Below are 26120 nucleotides of genomic sequence, written 5' to 3' on the forward strand. Positions count from 1 at the left end.
AACTAGGCTGCGCGGACAGCCGTTTACCGGAGGTGCGGATGCGTCGTCCTGTCGCACGGAATCTCGCAGTCCTGGCGGTCGGTGCCGCCGTGCTGTCGGTGGGGGCGGCCCCGCCGCCGACCCAGCACGCGACACCCTCCCGGCACACCCCCAAGGTCCCGGTGGCCGTCGGCCACGGCGGCGCGGTCTCCAGCGTCGACGCCGACGCCTCCGCCGCCGGGATCGAGATCCTGAGGAAGGGCGGCAACGCCGTCGACGCGGCCGTCGCCACGGCCGCCGCGCTCGGCGTCACCGAGCCCTACTCGGCCGGTGTCGGCGGAGGCGGTTACTTCGTCTACTACGACGCCCGCTCGCGCACCGTGCACACCCTCGACGGCCGTGAGACGGCCCCGCTGACCGCCGACTCCGGACTGTTCCTGGAGAACGGCGAGCCGATCCCGTTCGCCGAAGCGGTCAGCAGCGGGCTCGGGGTCGGCACCCCCGGCACGCCCGCCACCTGGCAGCGGGCGCTCGACAAGTGGGGCGAGCGGGGCCTGGGAACGGTCCTGAAGCCCGCCGAACGCCTCGCCCGCGACGGCTTCACCGTGGACGAGACCTTCCGCGCGCAGACCGCCGCCAACGAGACCCGCTTCCGCCACTTCCCCGACACGGCCGAGCTGTTCCTGCCGGGCGGCGAACTCCCGGTCATCGGCTCCACCTTCAAGAACCCCGATCTGGCCCGCACCTACGAGGAGTTGCGCCGCGAGGGCGTCGACGCCCTGTACCGGGGCGACATCGGCCGGGACATCGTGCGGACGGTCGACAAGCCGCCCGTGGACCCGGATTCCGGCTGGAACGCCCGGCCCGGCGAGCTGTCCGAACGCGATCTCGCGGCCTACCGCGCCAAGTTCCAGCCGCCCACGAAGACCTCGTACCGCGGCCTGGACGTCTACTCCATCGCGCCCTCCTCCTCCGGCGGCACCACCGTCGGCGAGGCGCTCAACATCCTGGAGCGCACCGACCTCTCCGAGGCGAGCGACGCCCAGTACCTGCACCGCTTCATCGAGGCGAGCCGCATCGCGTTCGCCGACCGGGGGCGCTGGGTCGGCGACCCCGCCTTCGAGGACGTACCGACCAGGGAACTGCTCTCCCAGCGGTTCGCCGACTCCCGTGAGTGCCTCATCAGGGACGACGCCGTCCTCACCAGCCCCCTCGCCCCCGGCGACCCCCGGGACCCGGAGCCCTGCGCGAGCGGCGGCGAGGCCGCCCCGACGACGTACGAGGGCGAGAACACCACGCACCTCACCACCGCCGACCGGTGGGGCAACGTCGTCGCCTACACCCTCACCATCGAGCAGACCGGCGGCAGCGGCATCACCGTGCCCGGCCGCGGATTCCTGCTCAACAACGAGCTGACGGACTTCTCCTTCGCCCCGGCGGACCCCGCCGTGCACGACCCGAACCTGCCGGGCCCCGGCAAGCGGCCCCGGTCGTCCATCTCGCCGACGATCGTGCTCGACCGGCACGACCGGCCGGTGGTGGCGCTCGGCTCGCCCGGCGGCTCCACCATCATCACCACCGTCCTGCAGACCCTCACCGGGTTCCTCGACCGCGGACTGCCCCTGGTCGACGCGATCGCCGCGCCGCGCGCCAGCCAGCGCAACACGGCGCTGACGGACCTCGAACCCGGCCTGTACGACAGTGAGGTCAGGCAGCGCCTGGAGGCCGTCGGGCACTCCTTCCGGGAGAACCCGGAGATCGGCGCGGCCACGGCCGTACAGCGGCTGCCGGACGGCACATGGCTCGCGGCTGCGGAGAAGGTCCGCCGGGGCGGCGGATCGGCGATGGTGGTCCGTCCGACGCGCTAGGCACACGGCGGGGGCGCCCCGTCCGGGGGGCGCCCCCGCCCGCTCGGCTCACAGCTCGGGTGCCGGTGTCTCCTGCGTACGGAACACCAGGCGCCCGTCCTCCGTGTCCACCGTCACCCGGCCGCCCTCCCGGACCCGGCCGTCCAGCAGCAGCCGGGAGAGCTGGTTGTCGACCTCCCGCTGGATGGTGCGGCGCAGCGGCCGGGCACCGTACTCGGGCTGGTAGCCGCGCTCGGCCAGCCAGTCCACGGCCGCGTCGGTGAAGTCGACCGAGACGTTCTGCCCCTTGAGCCCGCGCCGGGTGCTCTCCAGCAGCAGGTCGGTGATCCGCCGCAGCTCCTCCGCGGTCAGCTGGCGGAAGACCACGATCTCGTCGATCCGGTTGAGGAACTCGGGCCGGAAGTGCTCCCGCAGCGGCCTCAGGATCTGCTCCCGCCGCGCCTCCTCGTCCGCGTCCGCGCCGCCGGAGGCGAAACCCAGGGTCGCGCCGCGCCGGGTGATCACCTCGGAGCCGAGATTGCTGGTCATCACGATCACGGTGTTGGTGAAGTCCACCGTCCGGCCCTGCGAGTCGGTCAGCCGGCCGTCGTCGAGGACCTGGAGCAGGATGTTGAAGACGTCCGGATGGGCCTTCTCCACCTCGTCGAGCAGCAGCAGCGAGTACGGGTGCCGGCGCACCACCTCGGTGAGCTGACCGGCCTCCTCGTGCCCCACGTAGCCGGGCGGGGCGCCCACCAGCCGGCTCACCGTGTGCCGCTCCTGGTACTCGCTCATGTCGAGGCGCACCATCCGGTCCTCGCTGCCGAACAGCGCCTCGGCGAGCGCCCGCGCCAGCTCCGTCTTGCCGACTCCCGTCGGGCCGAGGAACAGGAAGCTGCCGATCGGCCGGTCGGGGCTGGCGAGCCCCGCGCGGGAGCGCAGCACCGCGTCCGAGACGACGCGCACCGCCTCCTCCTGGCCGACGACCCGCTGGTGCAGGTGCTGCTCCAGACCCAGCAGCCGGTCCTTCTCCTCCTCGGTGAGGCGGCTGACCGGGATGCCCGTCTGCCGGGCCACCACCTCGGCGATCGCCTCGGCGTCCACCCACAGGCTCTGCCCCTCGTCGACCTCGTCGTCGCCGCCGGCGTCCGTGATCCGCTGCTTCAGCTCTACGATGCGGTCCCGCAACTGCGTGGCCTGCTCGTACTGCTCGTCGGCGACCGCCTGGTCCTTGTCGCAGGTCAGCTGCTCGACCTCGCGTTCCATGGCCCGTACGTCCGTGCCCTTGGTCCGGGCCCGCAGCCGCACTCGCGCGCCGGCCTGGTCGATCAGGTCGATGGCCTTGTCCGGGAGGCGGCGGTCGCTCAGATAGCGGTCGGACAGCTCCACGGCCGCGAGCAGCGCCTCGTCGGTGTAGCGGACCTGGTGGTGGGCCTCGTACCGGTCCCGCAGGCCGCGCAGGATCTCGATCGCGTCCGCGGGTGTCGGCTCGGGCACCATGATCGGCTGGAAGCGGCGGGCCAGCGCCGCGTCCTTCTCGATCCGGCGGTACTCCTCCAGGGTGGTCGCGCCCACGATGTGCAGCTCGCCGCGGGCGAGGGCCGGCTTGAGGATGTTGCCGGCGTCCATCGAGCCGCCCTCGCCTCCGCCCCCGGCGCCGACGACGGTGTGCAGCTCGTCGATGAAGATGATCAGCCGGTCGGAGTGGGACCGGATCTCCTCGACGATGTTGTTCATCCGCTCCTCGAAGTCGCCCCGGTAGCGGGTACCGGCGACGACCCCCGTCAGGTCCAGGGCGATCACGCGCCGTCCGAGGAGTACGTCGGGCACGTCCCCCTCGGTGATCCGCTGGGCCAGCCCCTCCACGACGGCGGTCTTGCCGACGCCCGCGTCACCGATCAGCACCGGGTTGTTCTTGCCGCGCCGGGAGAGCACCTCGACGGTCTGCTCGATCTCGTCGTCGCGTCCGATCACCGGGTCGATACGGCCCTCGCGGGCGAACGCGGTGAGGTCACGGCCGTACTTGTCGAGGGTCGGCGTACCGGTTGCGGGGCGGGGCCGTTCGGCGCGGGGCTGTGGGGCCTCGGGGGCCTCGGACGGGCCGGAGGGGGCGAAGCGGGCCGCGTTGAGGATGTGCCCCGCGGCCGAGTCGGGGTTGGCGGCGAGAGCGGTGAGCACGTGCTCCGGGCCGATGTAGCCGGCGCCGGACGCCCTGGCCATCTCGTGCGCGTCCAGCAGGGCCCGCTTGACGGCGGGGGTGAGGGACAGCGAGGTCGGCGGCGGGGCCTCGCCCGGGCCGTGCTGTACGGGGCCGGAGCGGTCGTCGATCTGGGACGCCAGGGAGTCGGGGTCCGCGCCGGACCGGCTGAGCAGGCTCCGGGTCGGCTCGGCGGAGAGGGCGGCGCGCAGGAGGTGCTGGGTGTCCAGGTCACGGCTGCCGTGTTCGGCTGCGTACTGGGCGGCGCCGCGGACCAGTTCGCGGGCGGGTTGGCTGAGGAGTCGGCCGATGTCGATCTGGCGGGGGCGTGGCCCGCCGAAGAAGCGGGAGAGGAATTCTGCGAAGGGGTCGCCCTCCGGGCCGACGAAACCACTCGTCATCGTCATCCGTTCCTTCGCTGGGTCGACGTGCCGGGGCCGGGTAACCCGGTCGGGGCTCGCTCATGCCCACGATGACACGATCTGTTTGGGCGGGCATGTCCAGCTTCTTGGGGTGGTGCGGGGGTGGGTCGCACGGCCCGGCGTTCGCGGGGTGCCGCCCGCGCCCACCCGTGCCGCCCTGGGGTACCTCTCAGGCCGTTGAGGCGCTGGGGAGGTAGGCCCCGCCCGCGGTGGACGGTGGCAGCGGCTGCCCGTGCGGGTGTCGGGCGGAGGTGGGTTCGCGCGGCCCGGCGCTGGCGGGGTGCCTCCCCCAGTGCCTGAACGGCCTGGGAGGTACCCCATCGCCCACCCTCCCCCCGCTCCCGGCTTCGCTCGAGCGGGGGACCCCCGTCGCCCCAGCGGCACGACTGCCCGCGGGAGCGTGGGGCGGCGGCAGCGGCTGACCGCGGTTACGGAAGGCGGGCTGTGAGGACGCGGGGCCCGTCTGCGGGATCGCCACCGTGTGTTCCACGTGGGCTGCGCGGATGCCGTGCGCGATCGCGTCGTTGACGGACGCGCAGATCACGGCCGGGAACGGGGTCGGCGCGAAGGAGGGCCGGTAGCCCGGGAAGGGCGAGGTCGCACCCGCCGCGCGCAGCGCGTTCCGCGCCACCTGGTCCGGCTCCAGCGGGGAAACGCCCGCGTCGGCGGCTTTCCGTACGGCCGTCAACGTGTTCGCGACGACCTGGCCCGCCTCGTACATGGCATCGATCGATGTGCCGGTCTTCAGCTCCACCGTGCCAATTACTGTACCGGTATTAGAATGGGTGTCATGGTACGCACCCCCTTGACCCCCGAAGAGCGCGAACGCGGCGAGCGGCTCGGCCGGCTGCTGCGCGAGGCGCGCGGCGGCCGCAGCATGACCGAGATCGCGGCGAACGCCGGCATCTCCGCGGAGACCCTCCGCAAGATCGAGACGGGGCGCGCCCCGACCCCGGCCTTCTTCACGGTGGCCGCGCTGGCCGGCGCGCTCGGCCTGTCGATGGACGACCTGGTGGGGCGCTGCGCGCCCACGGCGCCGGAGGCTCCGGTCGCCGCCTGAGTCCGGCGGGCTCACCCACAGGAGTGCTGAAACACGACCGACCCAGCGGGTTCACGACGATGGTCTTGGCAAGGCCGCCCGAGAGGCTTACGTTCGTCCCTCTACGGCCGTTTCTACGGGCGTAGAGGCTCTGACGTCGTGTCGAAGGAGCAGCTCATGGCCAACGTCGTACGTGCCGCTCTGGTCCAGGCCACCTGGACCGGTGACACCGAGTCCATGCTGGCGAAACACGAGGAGCACGCCCGTGAGGCGGCCCGGCGGGGCGCGAAGGTCATCGGGTTCCAGGAGGTGTTCAACGCCCCCTACTTCTGCCAGGTCCAGGATCCCGAGCACTACCGCTGGGCCGAGCCCGTGCCCGACGGGCCGACCGTCCACCGGATGCGGGAGCTGGCCCGTGAGACCGGCATGGTGATCGTCGTGCCGGTGTTCGAGGTCGAGCAGTCGGGCTACTACTACAACACCGCCGCCGTGATCGACGCCGACGGCACCGTCCTCGGCAAGTACCGCAAGCACCACATCCCGCAGGTCAAGGGATTCTGGGAGAAGTTCTACTTCAGGCCCGGCAACCTCGGCTGGCCCGTCTTCGACACCGCCGTCGGCAAGGTCGGCGTCTACATCTGCTACGACCGCCACTTCCCGGAGGGCTGGCGGCAACTCGGCATCAACGGCGCCCAGTTGGTCTACAACCCGTCCGCCACGCACCGCGGCCTCTCGTCCCACCTGTGGCGGCTGGAGCAGCCCGCGGCGGCCGTCGCCAACGAGTACTTCGTCGCCGCGATCAACCGCGTGGGCGTGGAGGAGTACGGCGACAACGACTTCTACGGCACCTCGTACTTCGTCGACCCGCGCGGACAGTTCGTCGGCGACGTCGCCAGCGACAGCAAGGAGGAACTCGTGGTCCGCGACCTGGACTTCGACCTCATCGAGGAGGTGCGGCAGCAGTGGGCCTTCTACCGCGACCGCCGCCCCGACGCCTACGAGGGGCTGGTGCGGCCGTGACCGACGACCTCCTGGGCCGCCACCGGTCCGTGCTCCCCGACTGGCTCGCCCTCTACTACGAGGAGCCCATCGAGATCACCCACGGCGAGGGCCGCCACGTCTGGGACTCCGACGGCAACCGCTACCTCGACTTCTTCGGCGGCATCCTCACCACCATGACCGCCCACGCCCTGCCCGAGGTCACCAAGGCGGTGAGCGACCAGGCCGGCCGGATCGTCCACTCCTCCACCCTCTACCTCAACCGGCAGATGGTGGAACTCGCCGAGCGCATCGCTAAGTTGAGCGGCATCCCGGACGCCCGGGTCTTCTTCACCACCTCCGGCACCGAGGCCAACGACACCGCCCTGCTGCTCGCCACCGCCTACCGGAACAGCAACACGATCCTGGCGATGCGCAACAGCTACCACGGCCGCTCCTTCAGCTCGGTCGGCATCACCGGCAACCGCGGCTGGTCCCCGACCTCGCTCTCCCCGCTCCAGACGCTCTACGTCCACGGCGGCGTGCGCACCCGGGGCCCGTTCGCCGCGCTCGACGACTACGACTTCGTCGCGGCCTGCGTCGACGACCTGAAGGACGTCCTCGGCCACACCCGCCCGCCCGCCGCACTGATCGCCGAGCCGATCCAGGGCGTCGGCGGCTTCACCTCGCCGCCCGACGGACTGTACGCGGCCTTCCGCGAGGTGCTGCACGAGCGGGGCATCCTGTGGATCGCCGACGAGGTGCAGACCGGCTGGGGCCGCACCGGCGAGCACTTCTGGGGCTGGCAGGCGCACGGTCGCGGCGGACCGCCCGACATGCTGACCTTCGCCAAGGGCATCGGCAACGGCATGTCCATCGGCGGGGTCGTCGCCCGCGCCGAGATCATGAACTGCCTGGACGCCAACAGCATCTCGACGTTCGGCGGCACCCAGATCACCATGGCGGCGGGCCTCGCCAACCTCAACTACCTGCTGGAGCACGACCTCCAGGGCAACGCCCGCCGGGTGGGCGGCCTGCTCATCGAGCGGCTGCGGGCCGCCGCCGCCCATGTCCCCGCCGTCCGCGAGGTGCGCGGGCGCGGGCTGATGATCGGCATCGAGCTGGCGAAACCCGGCACCGACGAGGCCGATCCGGCGACCGCGTCCGCCGTCCTGGAGGCGGCCCGTGCGGGCGGCCTGCTCATCGGCAAGGGCGGCGGCCACAACACCAGCGCCCTGCGCGTCGCCCCGCCGCTGTCCCTCAACGTCGCGGAGGCCGAGGAAGGCGCCGAGATCCTCGAACGCGCCCTGCGGAGCACGTCGTAGCACCGGCTCGCAGAGCTCGCAGAAGCTCGTAGAGGTCGTAGCACCGGCTCGCAGAGCTCGCAGAAGCTCGTAGAGAGGGAGCACCATGAGCAGCCGTACCGTCATCCGTGGTGGCCTGGTCATCACCGCCTCCGACGAGATCCACGCCGACGTCCTGATCGAGGACGGCCGGATCGCCGCCCTCGCGGCCTCCGCCACCCCGGCCGCCGACGCCTTCACCGCCGACCGGACCATCGACGCCACCGGCAAGTACGTCATCCCGGGCGGGGTCGACGCCCACACCCACATGGAGCTGCCGTTCGGCGGCACCTTCGCCTCCGACACCTTCGAGACCGGCACCCGGGCCGCCGCCTGGGGCGGTACGACCACCGTCGTCGACTTCGCCGTACAGAGCGTCGGCCAGTCCCTGCGCCAGGGCCTGGACGCCTGGCACGCCAAGGCCGAGGGCACCTGCGCCATCGACTACGGCTTCCACATGATCGTCTCGGACGTCAACGCCGGGACACTGAAGGAAATGGACCTTCTGGTGGAAGAAGGTGTCACGTCCTTCAAGCAGTTCATGGCGTATCCAGGAGTCTTCTACTCCGACGACGGCCAGATCCTGCGCGCCATGCAGCGCTCCGCCGAGAACGGCGGGCTGATCATGATGCACGCCGAGAACGGCATCGCCATCGACGTGCTCGTCGAACAGGCCCTCGCCCGGGGCGAGACCGACCCCCGCCACCACGGCGAGGTCCGCAAGGCCCTTCTGGAGGCCGAGGCCACCCACCGTGCCGTCCGGCTCGCCCAGGTCGCCGGCGCCCCGCTGTACGTCGTGCACGTCTCCGCGACCGAGGCGGTCGCCGAGCTGACCCGCGCCCGCGACGAGGGGCTGAACGTCTTCGGCGAGACCTGCCCGCAGTACCTGTTCCTCTCCACCGACAACCTCGCCGAGCCCGACTTCGAGGGCGCCAAGTATGTGTGCAGCACCCCGCTCAGGCCCAAGGAGCACCAGGCCGCGCTGTGGCGGGGCCTGCGCACCAACGACCTCCAGGTGGTCTCCACCGACCACTGCCCCTTCTGCTTCACGGGCCAGAAGGAACTCGGCCGGGGCGACTTCTCCAAGATCCCCAACGGTCTCCCGGGCGTGGAGAACCGTATGGACCTGCTCCACCAGGCCGTCCTCGACGGACACATCTCCCGCCGCCGCTGGATCGAGATCGCCTGCGCCACCCCGGCCCGGATGTTCGGCCTGTACCCGAAGAAGGGCACCCTCGCGCCCGGCGCCGACGCCGACGTCGTCATCTACGACCCGCACGCGGAGCAGGTCATGTCCGCCGGCACCCACCACATGAACGTCGACTACTCGGCCTACGAGGGCAAGCGGGTCACCGGCCGCGTCGAGACCGTCCTCTCGCGCGGGATCCCCGTCATCACCGACCGGGAGTACACCGGGCGGGCCGGACACGGCGTCTACACCCCGCGGTCCACCTGCCAGTACCTCACCTAGGAGAGCCGCGCATGGACTTCGGACTCGTCCTGCAGACCGACCCGCCGGCCGCACGGGTCGTCAGCCTGATGAAGCGCGCCGAGCGCAACGGCTTCACCCACGGCTGGACCTTCGACTCCGCCGTACTGTGGCAGGAACCCTTCGTGATCTACAGCCAGATCCTGGCCAACACCACGAAACTGAAGGTCGGCCCGATGGTCACCAACCCGGGCACCCGCACCTGGGAGGTCACCGCCTCCACCTTCGCCACCCTCAACGACATGTACGGCAACCGCACCGTCTGCGGCATCGGCCGCGGCGACTCCGCGATGCGCGTCGCCGGACGCAGGCCCAACACCCTGGCCCGCCTCGGCGAGGCCATCGACGCGATCCGCGACCTCGCCGAGGGACGCGAGGCCGAGGTCGACGGGCAGCCGCTGCGGATCCCGTGGGTGCGGGACGGGAAGCTGCCCGTCTGGATGGCCGCGTACGGTCCGAAGGCGCTCGCCCTCACCGGACGCAAGGCCGACGGCTTCATCCTCCAGCTCGCCGACCCGTACCTGACCGAGTGGATGGTGAAGGCCGTACGCGCCGCCGCCACGGAGGCGGGGCGCGACCCCGCGTCCGTCACCGTCTGCGTCGCCGCACCCGCGTACGTCGGCGACGACCTGGCGCACGCCCGTGAACAGTGCCGCTGGTTCGGCGGCATGGTCGGCAACCACGTCGCCGACCTGGTCGCCCGCTACGGCGAGCACTCCGGCCTGGTCCCCGAGGCGCTGACGTCGTACATCAAGGAACGGCACGGCTACGACTACAGCCACCACGGGCGGGCCGGCAACCCGTCCACGGACTTCGTCCCCGACGAGATCGTCGACCGGTTCTGTCTGCTCGGCCCGCCCGAGGCGCACATCGAGAAGCTGCGGGCACTGCGGGAGCTGGGCGTGGACCAGTTCGCCGTGTACGACATGCACGACGCGCAGGAGACGACGATCGACGCGTACGGCGCGGAGATCATCCCGGCACTCCACCAGTAGTCCTCGCCGAAGGGGCACGCCCATGACCGCGACCGTCCCGCCCACGCCGTCCGGCCCACCCATAACCGACCCGGCGGGACGCGTCGAGCTCCCGCCGGGCACCACCCTCACCGACAGCCGCTTCGTCAACGACGACCTGCTGCCCGTGCCGCTGGCCCGCCGTCGCTGGACGACGTACAACTTCACCGCCCTGTGGGTCGGGATGGCGCACAACATCCCCTCCTGGCTGCTCGCCTCCGGTCTCGTCGCGCTCGGCATGGACTGGAAGCAGGCCGTGTTCACCATCGCGCTCGCCAACGTCATCGTGCTCGCGCCGATGCTGCTGACCGGTCACGCCGGCCCCAAGTACGGCATCCCGTTCCCGGTGCTGGCCCGCGCCTCGTTCGGGCTGCGCGGCGCCAACCTGCCGGCGCTGATCCGGGCCGGGGTGGCCTGCGCCTGGTTCGGCATCCAGACCTGGATCGGCGGCCAGGGCGTCTTCGTCCTGCTGGGCAAGCTGTTCGGTGGCTGGGCGGAGGCGTCCGAGGTCGGCGGTCAGCCGTGGACGCTGTGGGTGTGCTTCGTGCTGTTCTGGGCGCTCGAACTGGCCATCATCCACCGGGGCATGGAGACCCTGCGCCGGTTCGAGAACTGGGCCGCGCCGTTCGTCATCGTGGGCGCGCTGGTGCTGCTGGTCTGGATCGCGAACAAGGCCGGCGGTCTCGGACCACTGCTCGACCAGCCGTCCCGGCTCGGCTGGGGCGCCGACTTCTGGCCGGTGTTCTTCCCGTCCCTGATGGGCATGATCGCGTTCTGGTCGACCCTGAGCCTGAACATCCCCGACTTCACCCGCTTCGGCGCGGGACAGCGCGCCCAGGTGTGGGGCCAGACGCTCGGACTGCCCACCACCATGACGCTGTTCGCGCTGCTGTCGGTGTTCGTGACGTCCGGCAGCCAGGCGGTGTACGGGGCCCCGGTGTGGGACCCCGTCGCACTCGCCGGGAAGACCGACAACGTCTTCGGACTGCTCTTCGCCCTGGTGACGGTGCTCGTCGCCACCATCTCGGTGAACATCGCGGCGAACGTGGTGTCACCGGCGTACGACCTGGCGAACCTGGCGCCGCGACTGATCACCTTCCGTACCGGTGCGCTGGTCACCGGTGTCGTCGGCGTGCTGATCATGCCGTGGAAGCTCACCGGGACACCCGAGCTGTACATCTTCACCTGGCTCGGACTGGTCGGAGGGCTCCTCGGCACCGTCGCCGGGATCCTCGTCGCCGACTACTGGATCGTCCGCCGCACCGCCCTTGACCTGCCCGACCTGTACACGCCCGGAGGGCGGTACTGGTACACCTCCGGCTGGAACCTGCGCGCCGTCGCCGCCTTTCTGGTCGGCGGGGTGCTCGCGGTGGGCGGCTCCCACTCGGCCCCGGGGAAGGGTCCCTTCCCCGAGGACGGGCTGATCCCCTTCCTGAAGCCCCTCGCGGACTACGGCTGGGCGGTGGGTCTGGCGGCGTCGCTCGTCGTGTACGTCGCGCTGATGGCGGGCCACCGGCGCGCGTGAGCGTACCGGGGGCTACCGGGCCGTGCCGAAGTCCTGGGTCCAGTAGGAGCCCGGCTGGGCGAGACCGACACCGATCTCCTTGAACGCGCAGTTGAGGATGTTCTCCTTGTGACCGGGGCTGGCCATCCAGCCGGCCATCACCTGCTCGGGAGTGGAGTAGCCGTAGGCGACGTTCTCGCCGTAGGTGCTCCAGCTGTAACCGGCGCGGGTGATGCGGTCGCCGGGGGAGGAGCCGTCCGACCCGGTGTGCGACATGCTGCCGCTCGCCGCCATGTCCTTGCTGTGGTCCTGCGCGGCCTTGGTGAGGGTGGCGTTCACCTTCACCGGGGAGCAACCGACCTTGCCACGCTCGGCGTTGACGAGTTCCACGACCTTGGCGACGGCACCGGAGGCACCGGCGGGCCCGGGGGCCGCGGTGGTGGGCTCCGGGGAGGCCGTGGTGGGCTTCGGAGCCGCGGTCGTGGGCTTCGGAGCCGCCGTGGTGGGCTTGGGGGCCGCGGCCGTGGGCCTGGCGGTGGGCTTGGAAGCGGGCTTGGAGGCGGCTGCCTCGGGGGCCTTCGTCTTCGGCTTCTGCGACGGCTTCGCGCCGCTGTCCTTCGGCGTACCGGGCTTCGAGGCGCTCGCGGTGGCGGTCGGCGTGTCCGACGGTACGGGCGTCGGCTCACCGTGCTGCCGGCTGCCCCACTGGTTGTACCAGTCGGGGCCGCCCCATCTGTCCTCGGCCGCCGTGCCCCGGTCCTGCCGCTGTCCCTCGTCGGGCCAGTCCGTGCAGGCCATGGCGACCGAGGGTATGCCTATGACTCCTACGGCGACCGCCGCGACGACCGTCCGCCGGTACTGCTTCTGATGGCGATGCTTTCCCATGCGTGACCTCACCCCTGCTGTCCGGAGGCTGGTCATTCTTGGGACGCCCCGGCGCCGGGCGCAAAGGGCTCTTCTACTACTGCGCCTCGTAGACCGGTGGGGGCCTTGCGGCAGGCGGGAGACCGTGCCGACCTGCCCGCCAGGGGCCCTCCGGGGCGCCTGCCGCCCCGTCAGAAACCCCCGCACGGCGAAGAAGGCGTGACGCTCGGCTTCCCACCGGATCACCACCCGCCGGAGCCCGTTCCGCATTCACGGCAAGACGGACAAGTCTCCTATGTCGCCGGAGGGAGTCCTACTAAGCGACCCGAACAGATCGCCGACTCGTGTGACAGATGTCACGGAACCATCAATTCCGGTTCTTCTCCAGGGCCGCCACCGCCTCTTTCGCGGCCTTGATGGCGCCCTTGTTGATCTCGTCCGTGCTCGGCGCCTTCTTCGACTCGAAGTCGCTGCCGTTGTACGTCACGATCACCAGCGCGTTGGAGGCGCGGGCCACCACCACGCCCTCGCGTGTCTGCTGCTTGTCCTCGGTGGTGAGGTTCACGACGGAGTACGCCGCGTTCCCGAGCCCGGGGACCGTGCCCCCGCCGCTCTTGTCCTCCAGCCGCCCCTGGTACGACCGCTCCGCCGCCTCGTCCGACTCCAGCACCTCGAAGGAGACGTCGAGCCAGCGGTACTCGTAGCCCTTGAGCGCGTTCCAGGAACAGGTGCGGCGCAGCTTCGAGTCCGTGGACCGGATCTCCTTGCCGGCCGTCTTGGCGCCCGGAACAAGGGACTTGACGCTCTTCTCGGCGATGCTGTCGCAGGGCTCCGGCGCGGCGGTGTACGTCTTCGCCACCTGTGTCCGCGAAGGGGCGGACGCGGACTGGGTCTTCGTCTTCCCGGTCGGCCGGTCCGCGGCTTCCGGCGGCGCGGCCAGCGGGCCGGAGGACAGCGCCCAGCCGGCCGCGGCGAGGACGACCACCGGGGACAGGCGCGCGGTCAGGGCGATCGGCAGAGGAAAGGAACGCACGGCGCACTCTTCGTGGGGGACGGTGCGGAAGGGGGCCCGCACAGCGGACGGGACGCCAGTGTCACACGCGTTCCTGCGGTGCGGGAAGGGTCAACTCGCTCCGTGCAGGGGCGGTGACAGGTACGTACCGCTGGAGGTGCCGTCTTGCCTCAATTCCCCCCGCGAAGAGGTGATTTGCGCGCCTCACGGCACGCGGGCGGTCCAGTCCGGCGTGGTGAACTTCGTCCGTGCCAGTTCCTCCGCGAGGGCCAGCTCCCCGTCCGTCACCTTGCCGTCCGCCGACCCGTACCGGGCGCGGAACGAGTCGATCATCCGCTCGATGACGGCCTCGCGCGGCAGACCGGTCTGCCGGCGCAGTGGGTCCACCCGCTTCTTCGCGCTCCTGGTGCCCTTGTCGGACAGCTTCTCCCGGCCGATGCGCAGCACGTCGAGCATCTTGTCGGCGTCGATGTCGTACGCCATCGTCACGTGGTGCAGCACCGCGCCGGGGCCGCCGTCCGGGCCCACGATCCGCTTCTGCGCGGCACCCGCGATCTTGCCCTGGTCGGTGGCGATGTCGTTCAGCGGCTGGTACCAGGCCCGGATCCCCATCTCGCCGAGCGCGCCCAGCACCCAGTCGTCGAGGTAGGCGTAGCTGTCCTGGAACGACAGCCCCTGCACCAGCGCCTCCGGCACCGACAGCGAGTACGTGATGGTGTTGCCGGGTTCCACGAACATCGCGCCGCCGCCGGAGATCCGGCGCACCACCTCGATGCCGTGCCGCCGGGCGCCCTCGGCGTCGACCTCGTTGCGCAGGGACTGGAAGCTGCCGATGATCACCGCCGGGGCGCCCCACTCCCACACCCGCAGCGTCGGCGGACGCCGGCCCGCGGCGACCTCGGCGGTCAGCACCTCGTCCAGTGCCATGTGCAGGGCGGGCGGCTGCGGGCCCTCGTGGACCACCTGCCAGTCGTAGTCGGTCCAGTCGGTGGCGTGCGCGAGCGCGCGGCGCACCGCGATGCCGACGCCCTCCGAGGTGAGCCCGTACATCACGGTCCCCTCGGGGAGGGCCGCGTCGATCCGCGCGGCCAGACCGGCGGCGTCGGTGTCGGCGGGGGCGCCGTCCAGGGCGTGGTTCACGGCGTCCAGCGCCTCGTCGGGTTCGAGGAAGAAGTCGCCCGCCACCCGCGCGCGGCGCAGCACGCCGTCCTCCACGTCCACGTCCACGACGACGAGCTTGCCGCCGGGAACCTTGTACTCACCGTGCACGACTCCGCCTTTCACCGCTGCCGTGGACACCAACACCGACGGGGGCGGGGATGTTCCGCGCCCGCGCGGCCCCGGGGCGGGCCCCGCCCCGTCAGTGGTGGATCGACCAGCCGCGTTCGCCGAGGGCCGCGCTCAGGGCGGGAGCCGCCGCGGGGTCCACCATGAGCTGTACCAGCCCCGCCTGTCGGCCGGTCGCGTGGTCGATGCGCACGTCCTCGATGTTGACCCCCGCACGTCCGGTGTCCGCGAAGATCCGCGCCAGTTCGCCCGGCCGGTCGCTGATGAGGACGGCCACCGTCTCGTAGGCGGCGGGCGCCTCGCCGTGCTTGCCCGGCACCCGCCCCCGGCCCGCGTTGCCCCGGCGCAGGACGTCCTCGATGCCCGCCGCGCCGCCGCGCCGCTTGGCCTCGTCGGCGGACTGCAGGGCCCGCAGCGACTCGACGGTCTCCTCCAGGTCGGCCGCCACCCCCGCGAGCACCTCGGCGACGGGCCCGGGATTGGCGGAGAGGATCTCGATCCACATCCGGGGATCGGAGGCGGCGATCCGGGTCACGTCGCGGATGCCCTGGCCGCACAGACGCACCATCGTCTCGTCCGCGGCCTCCAGCCGGGCGGCGACCATCGAGGAGATGAGCTGGGGCGTGTGCGAGACGAGGGCGACGGCCCGGTCGTGGGCGGCGGCGTCCATGACGACGGGCACGGCGCGGCAGAGCGCGACCAGTTCGAGGACGAGGTTCAGCACCTCGGTGTCGGTGTCCGGCACCGGGGTGAGCACCCAGGGCCGGCCCTCGAAGAGATCGGCGCTCGCCGCGAGCGGGCCCGAATTCTCCTTGCCCGCCATCGGATGCGTGCCGATGTACGAGCGGAGATCGAGGCCCAGGTCCTCCAGCTCGCGCCGGGGCCCGCCCTTGACGCTGGCGACGTCGGCATAACCGCGCGCCACCCCCGCGCGCATGGCCTCGGCCAGCACCGGTGCGGTGTGCGCGGGCGGCACGGCCACGAGCGCGAGATCGACGCGGCCGGGCGGCGGCTGGTCGCTGCCGGCGCCCAGGGCCACCGCCGTCCGGGCCCGGTGCGGGTCGTGGTCGGTCAGGTGGACGGTGACGCCGCGCCCGGCGAGCGTCAGGGCCGCGGACGTGCCGATCAGTCCGGTTCCTATGACCAGGGCGGTCTTCATCGGGGGCCGTCCCCGGGGCGGACCGCCGCGCCGCGGGGGAGGGCCCCGGGTCCTTCGTGCCGTTGCTCAGTGTTCACGTGTTCCATCCAGGTTCGGAGGGACCCTTCACCCGCACCGCGATGGTCCGGGATGCGGTGTCAGTCGTCCCAGTGGTCGAGGACCCGGCGCCGGATCCGCTCCGGATACGCCTGGGCGAAGGAGCTGTGCGGGAGCCGGCCCTCGCCCGGGGCGGGCAGCAGCCCGTCGTGGAAGACGATCGGGCCGGACTGGAGAGCGCGCTCCTCGTGCGTGTAGCAGTTCAGCAGCGGGTGGACGAAGCCGTACCACGCCTCCGACCGGTCCAGCGGGTGGATCCGGGTGGCCAGTGCCCACAACAGGTCGGTGTCGTCGGCCGGGTCGATGTCGTCGTCCAGGACGAAGGTGGCCGCCGTGGCACGGCCCGAGTGGGACTCGGAGAGCACCTTGCCGATCCGGTGCGTGAGCTCGGCCGAGTCGACGCCGGGCAGCCGCTCCCGCCAGTCCTGCGGGACGGTGACCACCATCCAGTGCGACGCCGCGCGCAGCGGCGACCAGGCGGTGGTGACCGGCAGTCCGGCGGCGCGCAGCTCCGCCAGGACCTCGGCCGCCTGTCCGACGCCCGTCACGGTGTGGAACTCGTCCACCGGCCGTCCCTCGGCCACCAACGGCCAGATCGGGTCGTCGCGGTGGGTGATGGCCTCGACCGTGTACACCGGCTGCATCGACGTCTCGGTGGAGCCGTAGCCGGCGAACTCGCCGAACGGACCCTCCCGCGCGTCGCGGCCGACGGACAGGTGCCCCTCGATGACGATCTCCGCGCCCGCGGGTACCTCCAGGTCCACCGTCTCGCACCGCACGACGTCGACCGGCTCGCCGTGCAGCGCCCCGATGTAGCCGGCCTCGTCGACCCCCGGAGGCAGCGGGATGCCGCCGACGAACGGGATGGCCGGGTCGCCGCCCTGCACCAGCGCGTACGGCATCGGCCTGCCGGTCTTCACCCACTCCTGCCAGATCATGCCGATGTGCTGCGCCGGTATCACCAGGCCGGTCATGTGCTTGCCGTCGATCAGCATGATCCGGGCGATGGACCAGTTGGTCCACCGGCCGTCCGGCGTCCTGGCGACGATGATCCCCCAGGTGTTGGCGTAGGCGCCGCCGTCGAACTCGTGGACGCGGGGCACCGGGAAACGGTCGAGGGTGGCGTCGTCGCCCAGCAGCACGTTCTGCTTGCAGGGCGCGTCCTCCCGCGCGACCGGCCGAGGAGGCACGGGCCGCGCGTCGCGGGTGCGGGCCAGGTGGTCGACCAGTTCGGCCGCGGTGGTCCCGGCGGGCAGTCCGACGGACAGCGCGACCCGGGCCAGCGGCTTGCCGGGGGCGGCACTGAGCGCGGCGGGCGCCCCGAGCAGCCGGAAGCCCGGAGCGACGCCCTCCACGTTCTCGAACAGCGGGGCGGGCGACTGCCGTTCGCAGGACAACCGGCTGATCGCGGCGGCCTCCAGGTCGGCGCTCACCGGCCGCGTGACGCGGTGCAGGTCACCGAGGGCCTCCAGCGCGTCGAGGTAACCGCGCAGCTCGCCGAACCGGATCACCGGCCTGGTCGTGGGGTCGGTCGTGGGGCTGGTCATGAACGGGCGCTCCTCTGCTTCGAGCCGTTGTGGCGTACTGCGGGGACGCCGGCCGCGGGGGCCGCCCGCCCGGCCGAGGGCCGCGGAAAGCCGTCCCAGCGCCGGGCTCCGGCGGTCTCGAGGCCGAACTGGTCGAGAACGCGCATGACGATGTGGTCGACGATGTCGTCGACCGACTCCGGGCGGTTGTAGAAGGCGGGCATGGGAGGCACGATCGAGACACCCATGCGGGCGAGTTCCAGCATGTTCGCCAGATGGATCTCGTGGAGCGGGGTCTCCCTCGGCACCAGCACCATCCGGCGCCGCTCCTTGAGCGTCACGTCGGCGGCGCGGCCCATCAGCCCCTCGGCGTACCCGGCCCGGATGCCGGCCAGCGTCTTCATGCTGCACGGGACGATCACCATGCCGTCGGCGGGGAACGAGCCGGAGGAGATCGCCGCCCCCTGGTCGTCGGGTGAGTAGGTGACGTCGGCCAGCGCGGCCACGTCGCGGGCGCTCAGGCCGGTCTCCAGCTCCACCGTGGCGCGCGCCCAGCGGCTGAGCACCAGATGCGTCTCCACCCGTGGGTTCCTGTGCAACTCGGTGAGCAGCCGCACGCCCAGCACCGCGCCGGTGGCACCGGTCATTCCCACGATCAGTCGCATCCTGCCTCCACCGCAATCTTCCGTGTACGGAATATCCTTGTACTGAATATACTGACCGTCATGACGAACGCAAGCCCCCGGCCGCGGCCACAACTGGAAGAAGCCCTGCCACATCAGCTGCGCAGGGCCGGGCAGGCGTGGACGGCGCTGTGGCAGCAGCGCCTGCCCGACCTGACCAGCCCTCAGTTCGCTGTGCTGCTCGCCCTGGACGACCACGGCAGCCTGGACCAGTCCGCGCTCGGGGCCCTGGCGGCGATCGACCGCTCCACGCTCACCGTCCTGCTGGACCGCCTGGAGGCGCGCGGGCTGGTGACCAAGGAGATGGACCCGGCGAACCGCAGGCGCCGCATCGTCGGCCTCACGGACGCCGGCCGCCGGCGGCTGACGGAGGCGGTCGGGGAGGCCGCGCGACTGCACGCGCGGGTGGAGGAGCTGCTCGGCGAGCGGCGGACGGGGCAACTGGTCGAGATGCTCCGCGTCCTGGGCGACATGCCGGTGCAGTCCTCCTCCGGCGCGCACGGACCCGGGCGGCCGGAACCGGGGAGTCCGCACTCCTGACGCCCACTTCCCCTCAATGGAGGGATGGGCCCTGTGAGCCGGCGCTGGAAGTGTGATCAGCGAACCGACTGGCTCCGTCCCGGAGGGCTGACGCATGTACAGACCGGCAACCGCGCGAAGGCTTGCCGGTCGTCTGTCCGGTCCGGTGTTCGGGCCCGGGGACGACGGATACGCGGCCGAGACCGCCGGATTCAACCGGGTCTCGCGGCACCGGCCCGCGATCGCCCTCGGAGCGCGGGACGCGACACAGGTGCGCAAGGCCGTCGCCTTCGCGGCCGAGACCGGACTGCCGACGGCGGTCCAGGCGACCGGCCACGGCCCCTCACGCGTCACCGAGGGGACCGGACTGCTCATCAACACCCGCCGGATGGCCGGAGTGACGATCGACCCCGTCGCCGCGGTCGCCCGGGCCGAGGCGGGCGCGCGATGGCACCAGGTCGTCGACGCGGCCGCCGTCCACGGACTCGCCCCGCTCAACGGCTCCTCGCCGCTGGTGGGAGTGGTCGGCTACACCCTGGGCGGGGGACTGGCGCTGCTGTCCCGCGCGTACGGCTTCGCCGCCGACCACGTCACCGCGGTGGACATCGTCACTCCCGACGGACGGCCGCGCACCGTCACCGCGCAGCGGCACCCGGACCTCTTCTGGGCACTGCGCGGCGGCAAGGGCAACTTCGGTGTGGTGACCGCCGTCGAGTTCGGGCTCGTCCCGGTGACCCGGCTCTACGGCGGCGGACTCTTCTTCCCCGGTGACACCGCCGCCGAGGTGCTGCACGCCTGGCGGTCGTGGACCGAGTCCGTGCCGGAGGCGACGGCCTCCTCCCTGGCGCTGCTGCGGATGCCCGACCGGGAGCCGGTCCCGCCCTTCCTGCGCGGCGGGTTCGTGGTGCACGTCCGCATCGCCCACCTCGGCCCGGGCGACGAGGGGGAACGGCTGGTCAAGCCCTTGCGCAAGGCCGCCCCGACGCTCGTGGACACGCTGGAGGAGATGCCCTACACCCGCTTCGCGGACATCCACGGCGATCCGGCCTCCCCGTTCCCCTACGAAGAACGCTCGGTCATGCTGCGCGAGCTGGGCCCGGACGCGGCCGACGACCTGCTCCGCCTCGCCGGCCCCGGCAGCGACTGCACGGACAGCGTGGTCGAGGTCCGGCACATGGGCGGCGCGCTCGGCCGGCCGGCCGCGGTGCCGGGCGCCGTCGACCACCGGGACGCCGCGTACTGCCTGACCACGCTCGGGCCGCCCGGCGGACGCCCGGAGCACGTCGTGGACGGCATGGCGCACCGGGGAACGGGACGCAGCCACCTCAACTTCCTCGCCGGACCGGGGACCGCCCGGCTGTCCGAGCGGGGTTACGAGCCCGCCGACTACGCACGGCTGGGCGAGATCAAGGCCCGGTACGACCCGGAGAACCTCTTCCGGTTCGACCACAACATCCTGCCGCGCGCGAGGAGCGTGCGAGTCCCCCGCGTGCGGAGCCTCCGACCCCCTGAATACGCCGACTCGGCACACCTTACGAACCCTGGAAGGAACGACTCTCGATGACGACCACCAGCGCGGTGCAGGCCCCGCCGCGAAGCACACCCGGTGCGGGTGCGACCGGGCTCAGGCTCGGAGCCCTCTTCGGCCCCGTGATCTTCGGAGTGACGGCCGCCGGCGTGGCGTTGCCCGATGTCGCCATGTCGATGGAGGTCCGCCCGGCCGTCGCCGGCTGGGTGCTGACGGCGCACGCCCTCGCGCTCGGCGTGGGCACCGCGTTCTTCGGACGGCTCTCCGAGAAGTGGGGCGTGCGCAACACCCTCCTCACCGGAGCCCTGTTCCTGGCCGTCGGCGCGGTGCTGTGCCTGGTCGCCCCGAACTTCGGCACCTTGATCGCCGGCCGGTTCGTCCAGGCGGCGGGTTCCGGCGCCATCACCTCCAGCGCCCTCACGCTCGCGTCGTCGGCGGCGCCCGAACACCGTACGAAGATCCTGGGGATCTTCGGAGCGTCCATGGCGCTCTTCTCCTCCACGGCCACCCTCATGGGCGGCATGGTGACGGACTGGATGCACTGGCGGCTCACGCTGGTGCTGCCGGCCCTCTCCCTGCTGCTGGTGCCCTTCTGCCTGGAGCTCGCGGCCTCCCGCCCCGGCTACGGCAAGGCGGTCGACGTGATGGGCGGCGTCCTGCTGGGCACCGGCGCCACCTCGCTGCTCCTGCTCATCCAGGCGTCCTCCCTCGACCTCGGCACTCCGCTGGTCATCGCGCTCGCCGTGCTCCTCGTGCTGTCGGCGGCGGGCCTGGTGGCGCACATCGGCAGGCGGCCCGACGGGTTCCTCTCGCGTGAACTGGCCACCGACCGGACCTTCCTGGTCTCCGCGATGATCGGTGTGGGCGGTTACGCCGGTCTGTTCGCCGCGATGTACGCGGTGCCGCAGATCCTCACCGTGCAGTACGGCTGGGGCGTGTTCAAGATCGGCGCCTGGCTGTTGCCGGGCGCGGTCGTCGGCGCGGTGGCCGCCCGGGTGGCCAGCAAGCTCACCGTCGGCAGGGGAGGCAGCCTGCTGCTGGCCGGGACCGCCGTGAGCTGCGCGGTGTTCCTGGGGATCGTCGGTCTCGTCGACGGCGGCATCGTCGTCATGCTGATCGGCACGTCGATGGGCATGGCGACGTTCGCGGCCACCCAGGTGCTCACCACCGCCGTGCTGTCCAGCCGTCTCGAGCCCGCCAAGCGCGGCGGCGCCATGGGCGTGCTCAACCTGCTGTTCTTCGTCGGCGGTGGTATCGGCTCCGCCGCGGCCGGAACGCTCTCCGAGCACATGGACCTCACCAGCGCGCTCGCGGTCGTCGCGGCGCTCCCGCTGCTCGCGGGTCTGACCGCCCTGATGCTCCCGCCCGCCCGGGCGCAGCAGGAAGCCTGACCGGGCCGTGCCGGCGAGGACATGAGGACGCCCCTCCCCCGGTCCGCTTCGTCGGGGACCGGGGGAGGGGCGTTGTCGTGGACCGGTTCAGGAGGCCGCCGCGCACGGATCACTGCCGTTCAGATCCAGCCACAGGGACAGGATCCGCCGCAGCCCGTCGCGTTCGACGCGGAGCTGGTCGTTCTCCAGGCGCAGCTGCTCCATCGGGTCGGCCGTGACGGTGTTCGGCGAGGTCCGCGAGAGCAGCGCGACGTGGGCCGGACGGCCCTGGTGGCCGTGGGAGCGAGAGGAAGGGGGCGCCGGTACGTCCGAGGAGAGCGGCGCCGTCGAGGAGAGCCGCCCGACCAGGATCGACTGGTGCAGGACGTGCAGGTCCCGGGTCGGCTCGATACCGAGGTCCTCGGAGAACCGCATCCTGACGGTGCGGAAGGTCTCCAGGGCGTCCGCCTGCCGGCCCGAGTGGTACAGCGCCAGCATCAGCTGGGCGCAAGCGCGCTCCCGAAAGGGGTTCTCGGTGACGAAACCGGTGAGATCGCCGATGATCTGCTGGTGCCGTCCCAGCCTCAGCGCCACGTCGAAGTACTCCTCCTGCACCGTCAGCCGGTCCTCGTGGAGCCTGACGACGAGCGAGGTCAGCGCCGAGCTGTCGAGGCCCGCCGCGACCGGTCCGCGCCACAGCGCGAGCGCGGACCGCAGCAGCCTCTCGGCGCGCTCCAGCTGGTTGTCGCGGACCATGGCCCGCCCCTGGGAGACCATCCGCTCGAACGTGAACAGGTCCAGGGCGTCGCCGTGCACGCTGATCCGGTAGCAGGACGGGTGCGTCTCGATCACGCTGTCGCGCTCGCTCCCCCTGAGCAGGCGGCGAAGGCCGGAGACGCAGATACGGATCTGTCCGTGGGCGGACGCGGGCGGCTTGTCGTCCCACATGGCGTCGACGAGCCGGTCGAGGCTGACCATCTGATTCGGCTGGAGCAGCAGCGCCGCCAATAACTTCTGCCTGCGGACCCCGCTTATGTCGATCTTTTCTCCCCCGTTGGTCACGAGCAGCGGGCCAAGTATTCGGAATGCGTAGTCGGCGCACATATCCATACCCCCGGTAGTGATGTGCGGAACGTCAGATGCGGACGAGCGAGCGTCCGCACGAGTGCTGATGCAGTTGCCATCGGCGTTACGCAAAGGCCGATGGCAACTGCCGTTCTCCGGTCCTGCGGGAAACTATTCGTAGCGGTAGAACTTCGTGTGGTCCAGCAGATCGGCCGGTGTCATCGTGTACCACGGCGCGAGCTCGGTGTGCAGCGAGGGGACGTCCGGGTGTTCTTCCACCGGCAGGTACTGCGGAACGTCCGGGTGCTGCTGCTGCCAGATCGACCAGGCCTTGTCGAGGAAGCAGTGGTGCATGAAGAAGATGGGGTCGTTGGGCGACCCGATGTACAGCATGTGACCGCCGACCCAGGTGTGGCCGGCGCCGTGCAGCTTGCCGAGGTTGGCCTCGTGGGGGAACTTCGCGTACCCCTCGAGGTGGTTGCGCAGGGACTGCGTCTCGGTGCCGTAGCCCGAGGTGTAGTTGTAGGGCGGAGTGTCGTACGTGGGGATGGCGAGGGTGTCCTCCAGCTCCTTCGCGGTGGGCAGGTAGGGGTTCGTGGTGCCGAAGTCGCGGACGAGGTAGTCCCGGTCGTCCGCGGTGTAGTTGCCGTTGAACGCGGGGTGCTCGTCGCCGACCGGGACCACGCTGACGTTGAGCTTCCAGCCGTTGCAGCGGGCGAACGGGCCGGTCATGACCTTGCCGTCGCCGGGCCGGCCGTTGCCGCCCATGAAGTCGTCGGCCCACAGCGGCGAGTCCTGGCTCTGGTCCTTGGTCCAGTCCCAGTAGGGGATGGTGACGGTGGGGTCGACCCGCTGGAGGGCCCTCTCGAGGACCAGCAGGTACTGGCGGTGCCACGGGAACAGACCCGGGCTCATGTGCCCCCAGCGCTTGCCGACGCCGCCGTCCTTGTCCAGGTAGTCGCCCGAGTTGATCCGTATGTGGATCCGGACCAGCTCGTCGTAGACGCCTATTTCCTTAACGCGGAGCAGCGCGCGGATGAAGCGTTTCTTCTCTCTGGCGGTCATGTTGAGGTGGTTCTTGCGAACGGGAACCATCGGCTTCTTCCTTCTCGGTTCTCTCGCGGCCGGGTCAGGCGTGGTGGTGACCGGCGGACGGCAGCAGGTTCGCCCCGCGCAGCTCGTCGACGGCCTGGCGGCCGGCGGCCAGCGGGGTCGGCTCGTACCGGTAGTGGCACATCGAGCTGAGGTAGGCGCCCTCGCCCAGCTTCATGAGGTGCAGCTCCCTGCCGTCTATGTGCACCTTCTCGCTGCTCTTCGACACGGTGATCGTGCGGCCCTTGTACTGCTCCGTGTAGAGGTCCCCGGACTCCTCGGCCGCCTGGGGCGCGGCCGCGTCGTCGTTCGCGGCGGCCCAGGTGTTGCCCGCGTGGATGACGGCGGCGGGCGCCGTCACGACGGCGGCCGCGCCCGCTATTCCCTTCATCACGTCACGTCGATTCACGCTTGTCCTCCCCGTTGATAATCTGCCGAACATCGGTAAACGTCCCCGCCAGCCTTCCAGCGGGATGTATCGGAGGGATATCGCGCCGGTGACCGCGCGGCCGTACCGGGACCGCGCGGCCGTTCCCGGGTCAGATCCGGGAGGAACGCGGCGCGATGTTGTGGTTGAATCGGAAAAGATTGGCCGGGTCAACTTTCGCCTTTATTTCGGCCAGCCGGGCGAAAGTGGCCGGTTCATAACCGCTCTCGGTGAGGTCCGCGGTGTCGGGACTGGCCAGGAAATTGAGGTAGCGGCGTCCGGTGCCCCACGCGGCCATGCCGTCCACCACGAGCGGGGGCCGGTCGTCGGGGAGGGAGAGGGTCGACAGCGCGAACGCGGCGTCCCGGTGGTCGACGGCGTTCGGCACCTCGGGCGGCCGGCCGACCGCACCGCCCAGCTGCCGCAGCTCCACCACCAGGTCGATGCAGTCGGCGCCCGGACCGGCCAGCCCCAGCAGCGCGTCCGTCGCCGCCCCGTCCAGCTCACGGAGCATCATCGACCGCTCGTTGTAGGGGATCGGCTCGGCCGGATCGTTGTGGATCTCCCCGCTCCTCGTGTACGGCATGTCGGCCAGGGTGTCGACGACCAGCGGACCCGAGGCGCGCAGCGGCTCGACCAGTTTGTCCCCGTCCTCCGCCGAGCCCAGGTAGGCGATCCGGACGTGCGCGGTCAACCGGCCGCGCAGGAAGGGCGGGATCGCCTCGACGTCCGGCAGCCGCAGCAACGCCAGGGAGGAGGTGAGCTCCTCGGGCACGGTCGTGGTCCACACGCGCCAGGCGTGCAGCACCTCCGCGGCGGACTCGCCGGCGAAGAAGAGCCCGCCGCCGTACAGTCGCGACACCGGTACGAGGCCGAACTCGAGGGCGGTGACGACGCCGAAGTTGCCCTTGCCGCCGCGCACGGCCCAGAAGAGGTCGGTGTCCTGGTCGGCGGTGGCCCGGTGCGACTGCCCGTCGGGGGTGACGATCTCCACGGCGGTGACGTGGTCGGCGGCGTAGCCGTACTTGCGGGCCATCAGTCCGAGGCCGCCGCCGAGGGTGTAGCCGACCACTCCGGTGATCGGGGAAGAGCCGTTGAGCGGGGCGAGGCCGTGCTCGGCGGCCGCCTCGACCACCTCGAACCACTGGGCGCCGGCCTCGACCCGGGCGGTCCTCGTGGCCGGGTCGATGCTCACGTCCCGCATCCGTCGGGTGCTGATCAGCAACCCGCCGTCCGCCGCGGTGGACGGGCCGTGGCCGGTGGCCTGGACGGCGATCGGCATCCCGCGGGCGGCGGCGAAGGCCACGGCCTCGCGCACGTCCCCGGCTCCGGCCACGACCGCGACCAGGTCCGGGGAGTGCTCGGTGATCTGGTTGAACCCCTCGAGCTCATGGCCGAAGTCGTCGTCTCCCGGCAGCAGGACCCGTCCGCGGAGCCGTTCGGAGAGTTCCGTCGCGGCCGGCTTCACGATGCTCTTGCCTGTCGTCATCCTCAGTCCTCCCGGACCCGGTTGTTTGTCGGGATGGGACGACTGTTCCAACCGCGGGGGCCGCGGCCCATCCCCCGTTTGAGGAGGATTCGGGCCGCGGGGGCCCCCGGCGCGGCCCCCCGGCCGGGGCCCCGAACCCGCCGGGGGGGCCCCGGTGGGGGGTACGGGGGGGCCCCGGGGGGCCCCCCCCCA

The 26120-nt window shown here is 71.6% G+C and carries 21 protein-coding genes and 1 pseudogene; 10 read left to right on the plus strand and 12 right to left on the minus strand.

Going from position 1 to position 26120, the window contains the following annotated elements; genetic code table 11:
- Window positions 1-38: 38 nt before the first annotated feature.
- Window positions 39-1847 (plus strand): gamma-glutamyltransferase, encoded by a 1809-nt coding sequence (gene ggt, locus ACFV5H_RS16455; protein ID WP_385195358.1) that lies wholly within the window; start codon window positions 39-41, stop codon window positions 1845-1847.
- Window positions 1848-1895: 48 nt separating this feature from the next.
- On the opposite strand, the gene ACFV5H_RS16460 is transcribed toward ggt, so the two are convergent.
- Together ACFV5H_RS16460 and ACFV5H_RS16465 are read right to left on the minus strand one after the other, a co-directional pair.
- Window positions 1896-4424: an ATP-dependent Clp protease ATP-binding subunit gene (locus ACFV5H_RS16460; protein WP_385053864.1), complete on the minus strand. Its 2529-nt coding sequence runs from the start codon at window positions 4422-4424 to the stop codon at window positions 1896-1898.
- A 523-nt stretch (window positions 4425-4947) separates the two neighbouring features.
- A pseudogene (locus tag ACFV5H_RS16465) lies at window positions 4948-5166 on the minus strand (type I methionyl aminopeptidase); the annotation flags it as partial.
- 69 nt (window positions 5167-5235) lie between these two features.
- On the opposite strand from ACFV5H_RS16465, the gene ACFV5H_RS16470 reads away from it, so the two are divergent.
- From ACFV5H_RS16470 to ACFV5H_RS16495, 6 genes are all read left to right on the plus strand, one after another.
- A complete protein-coding gene (locus tag ACFV5H_RS16470) occupies window positions 5236-5505 on the plus strand; it encodes a helix-turn-helix domain-containing protein (RefSeq protein ID WP_385053862.1) in 270 nt (89 codons plus the stop codon).
- 156 nt (window positions 5506-5661) lie between these two features.
- The gene (locus ACFV5H_RS16475; RefSeq protein WP_073931194.1) at window positions 5662-6504 is read left to right on the plus strand and encodes a nitrilase-related carbon-nitrogen hydrolase; all 843 of its coding nucleotides are present in this window, start codon (window positions 5662-5664) and stop codon (window positions 6502-6504) included.
- Window positions 6501-7787 carry an aspartate aminotransferase family protein gene (locus tag ACFV5H_RS16480; protein WP_385053858.1) on the plus strand — a complete coding sequence of 429 codons (1287 nt, stop codon included), beginning with the start codon at window positions 6501-6503 and terminating at the stop codon, window positions 7785-7787. Before ACFV5H_RS16475 ends, ACFV5H_RS16480 begins: the two co-directional genes overlap by 4 nt.
- An 85-nt stretch (window positions 7788-7872) precedes the next feature.
- Entirely contained in the window at window positions 7873-9276 is a 1404-nt protein-coding gene (hydA, locus tag ACFV5H_RS16485; RefSeq protein ID WP_385195361.1) for a dihydropyrimidinase, read from the plus strand.
- Window positions 9277-9287: 11 nt separating this feature from the next.
- On the plus strand, window positions 9288-10289 hold the full coding sequence (locus tag ACFV5H_RS16490; RefSeq protein ID WP_385053853.1) for a TIGR03842 family LLM class F420-dependent oxidoreductase: 1002 nt from the start codon (window positions 9288-9290) through the stop codon (window positions 10287-10289).
- Window positions 10290-10311: 22 nt separating this feature from the next.
- Window positions 10312-11832 (plus strand): NCS1 family nucleobase:cation symporter-1, encoded by a 1521-nt coding sequence (locus ACFV5H_RS16495; RefSeq protein WP_385053850.1) that lies wholly within the window; start codon window positions 10312-10314, stop codon window positions 11830-11832.
- Window positions 11833-11844: 12 nt separating this feature from the next.
- Here the strand turns inward: ACFV5H_RS16495 and ACFV5H_RS16500 are convergent, their stop codons facing one another.
- From ACFV5H_RS16500 to bagM, 6 genes are all read right to left on the minus strand, one after another.
- Window positions 11845-12696, minus strand: coding sequence for a CAP domain-containing protein (locus ACFV5H_RS16500; protein WP_385195364.1), 852 nt, complete (start codon window positions 12694-12696; stop codon window positions 11845-11847).
- A gap of 346 nt (window positions 12697-13042) precedes the next feature.
- Entirely contained in the window at window positions 13043-13708 is a 666-nt protein-coding gene (locus ACFV5H_RS16505; RefSeq protein WP_385053845.1) for a hypothetical protein, read from the minus strand.
- A gap of 183 nt (window positions 13709-13891) precedes the next feature.
- Entirely contained in the window at window positions 13892-14956 is a 1065-nt protein-coding gene (locus ACFV5H_RS16510; protein WP_385195367.1) for a biotin/lipoate A/B protein ligase family protein, read from the minus strand.
- A 91-nt stretch (window positions 14957-15047) separates the two neighbouring features.
- On the minus strand, window positions 15048-16133 hold the full coding sequence (locus tag ACFV5H_RS16515) for a prephenate dehydrogenase (RefSeq protein ID WP_385053840.1): 1086 nt from the start codon (window positions 16131-16133) through the stop codon (window positions 15048-15050).
- A 137-nt stretch (window positions 16134-16270) separates the two neighbouring features.
- The gene (gene bagN / locus ACFV5H_RS16520; protein ID WP_385195369.1) at window positions 16271-17776 is read right to left on the minus strand and encodes a bagremycin/ferroverdin biosynthesis UbiD family decarboxylase BagN/FevL; all 1506 of its coding nucleotides are present in this window, start codon (window positions 17774-17776) and stop codon (window positions 16271-16273) included.
- On the minus strand, window positions 17773-18420 hold the full coding sequence (gene bagM / locus ACFV5H_RS16525) for a bagremycin/ferroverdin biosynthesis UbiX family decarboxylase BagM/FevK (protein ID WP_385053834.1): 648 nt from the start codon (window positions 18418-18420) through the stop codon (window positions 17773-17775). The genes bagN and bagM overlap by 4 nt, the downstream gene beginning before the upstream one ends.
- Before the next feature lie 60 nt (window positions 18421-18480).
- On the opposite strand from bagM, the gene bagL reads away from it, so the two are divergent.
- From bagL to bagJ, 3 genes are all read left to right on the plus strand, one after another.
- Window positions 18481-18978, plus strand: coding sequence for a MarR family transcriptional regulator BagL/FevM (gene bagL, locus ACFV5H_RS16530; RefSeq protein ID WP_385053832.1), 498 nt, complete (start codon window positions 18481-18483; stop codon window positions 18976-18978).
- A gap of 94 nt (window positions 18979-19072) precedes the next feature.
- Window positions 19073-20521, plus strand: coding sequence for a bagremycin/ferroverdin biosynthesis FAD-dependent oxygenase BagK/FevA1 (gene bagK, locus ACFV5H_RS16535; RefSeq protein ID WP_385053829.1), 1449 nt, complete (start codon window positions 19073-19075; stop codon window positions 20519-20521).
- Window positions 20518-21876 carry a bagremycin/ferroverdin transporter BagJ/FevB gene (bagJ, locus tag ACFV5H_RS16540; protein ID WP_385053826.1) on the plus strand — a complete coding sequence of 453 codons (1359 nt, stop codon included), beginning with the start codon at window positions 20518-20520 and terminating at the stop codon, window positions 21874-21876. Before bagK ends, bagJ begins: the two co-directional genes overlap by 4 nt.
- An 87-nt stretch (window positions 21877-21963) precedes the next feature.
- On the opposite strand, the gene bagI is transcribed toward bagJ, so the two are convergent.
- The 4 genes from bagI to bagG all read right to left on the minus strand — a co-directional run bounded on the left by bagI (window position 21964) and on the right by bagG (window position 25928).
- Window positions 21964-22917: an AfsR/SARP family transcriptional regulator BagI/FevR gene (gene bagI / locus ACFV5H_RS16545; RefSeq protein WP_385053823.1), complete on the minus strand. Its 954-nt coding sequence runs from the start codon at window positions 22915-22917 to the stop codon at window positions 21964-21966.
- Between the two features lie 174 nt (window positions 22918-23091).
- Window positions 23092-24015: a bagremycin/ferroverdin biosynthesis o-aminophenol oxidase BagH/FevF gene (bagH, locus tag ACFV5H_RS16550; RefSeq protein ID WP_385053820.1), complete on the minus strand. Its 924-nt coding sequence runs from the start codon at window positions 24013-24015 to the stop codon at window positions 23092-23094.
- Between the two features lie 34 nt (window positions 24016-24049).
- Window positions 24050-24421: a bagremycin/ferroverdin biosynthesis copper chaperon BagZ/FevE gene (gene bagZ, locus ACFV5H_RS16555; RefSeq protein ID WP_385053817.1), complete on the minus strand. Its 372-nt coding sequence runs from the start codon at window positions 24419-24421 to the stop codon at window positions 24050-24052.
- A 130-nt stretch (window positions 24422-24551) separates the two neighbouring features.
- Complete coding sequence (gene bagG / locus ACFV5H_RS16560) at window positions 24552-25928, minus strand: bagremycin/ferroverdin biosynthesis FAD-dependent oxygenase BagG/FevA2 (RefSeq protein ID WP_385053814.1); 1377 nt, start codon at window positions 25926-25928, stop codon at window positions 24552-24554.
- Window positions 25929-26120: the final 192 nt, after the last annotated feature.

Source organism: Streptomyces sp. NPDC059787, assembly GCF_042732315.1.
Classification (GTDB): Bacteria; Actinomycetota; Actinomycetes; order Streptomycetales; family Streptomycetaceae; genus Streptomyces; species Streptomyces atrovirens.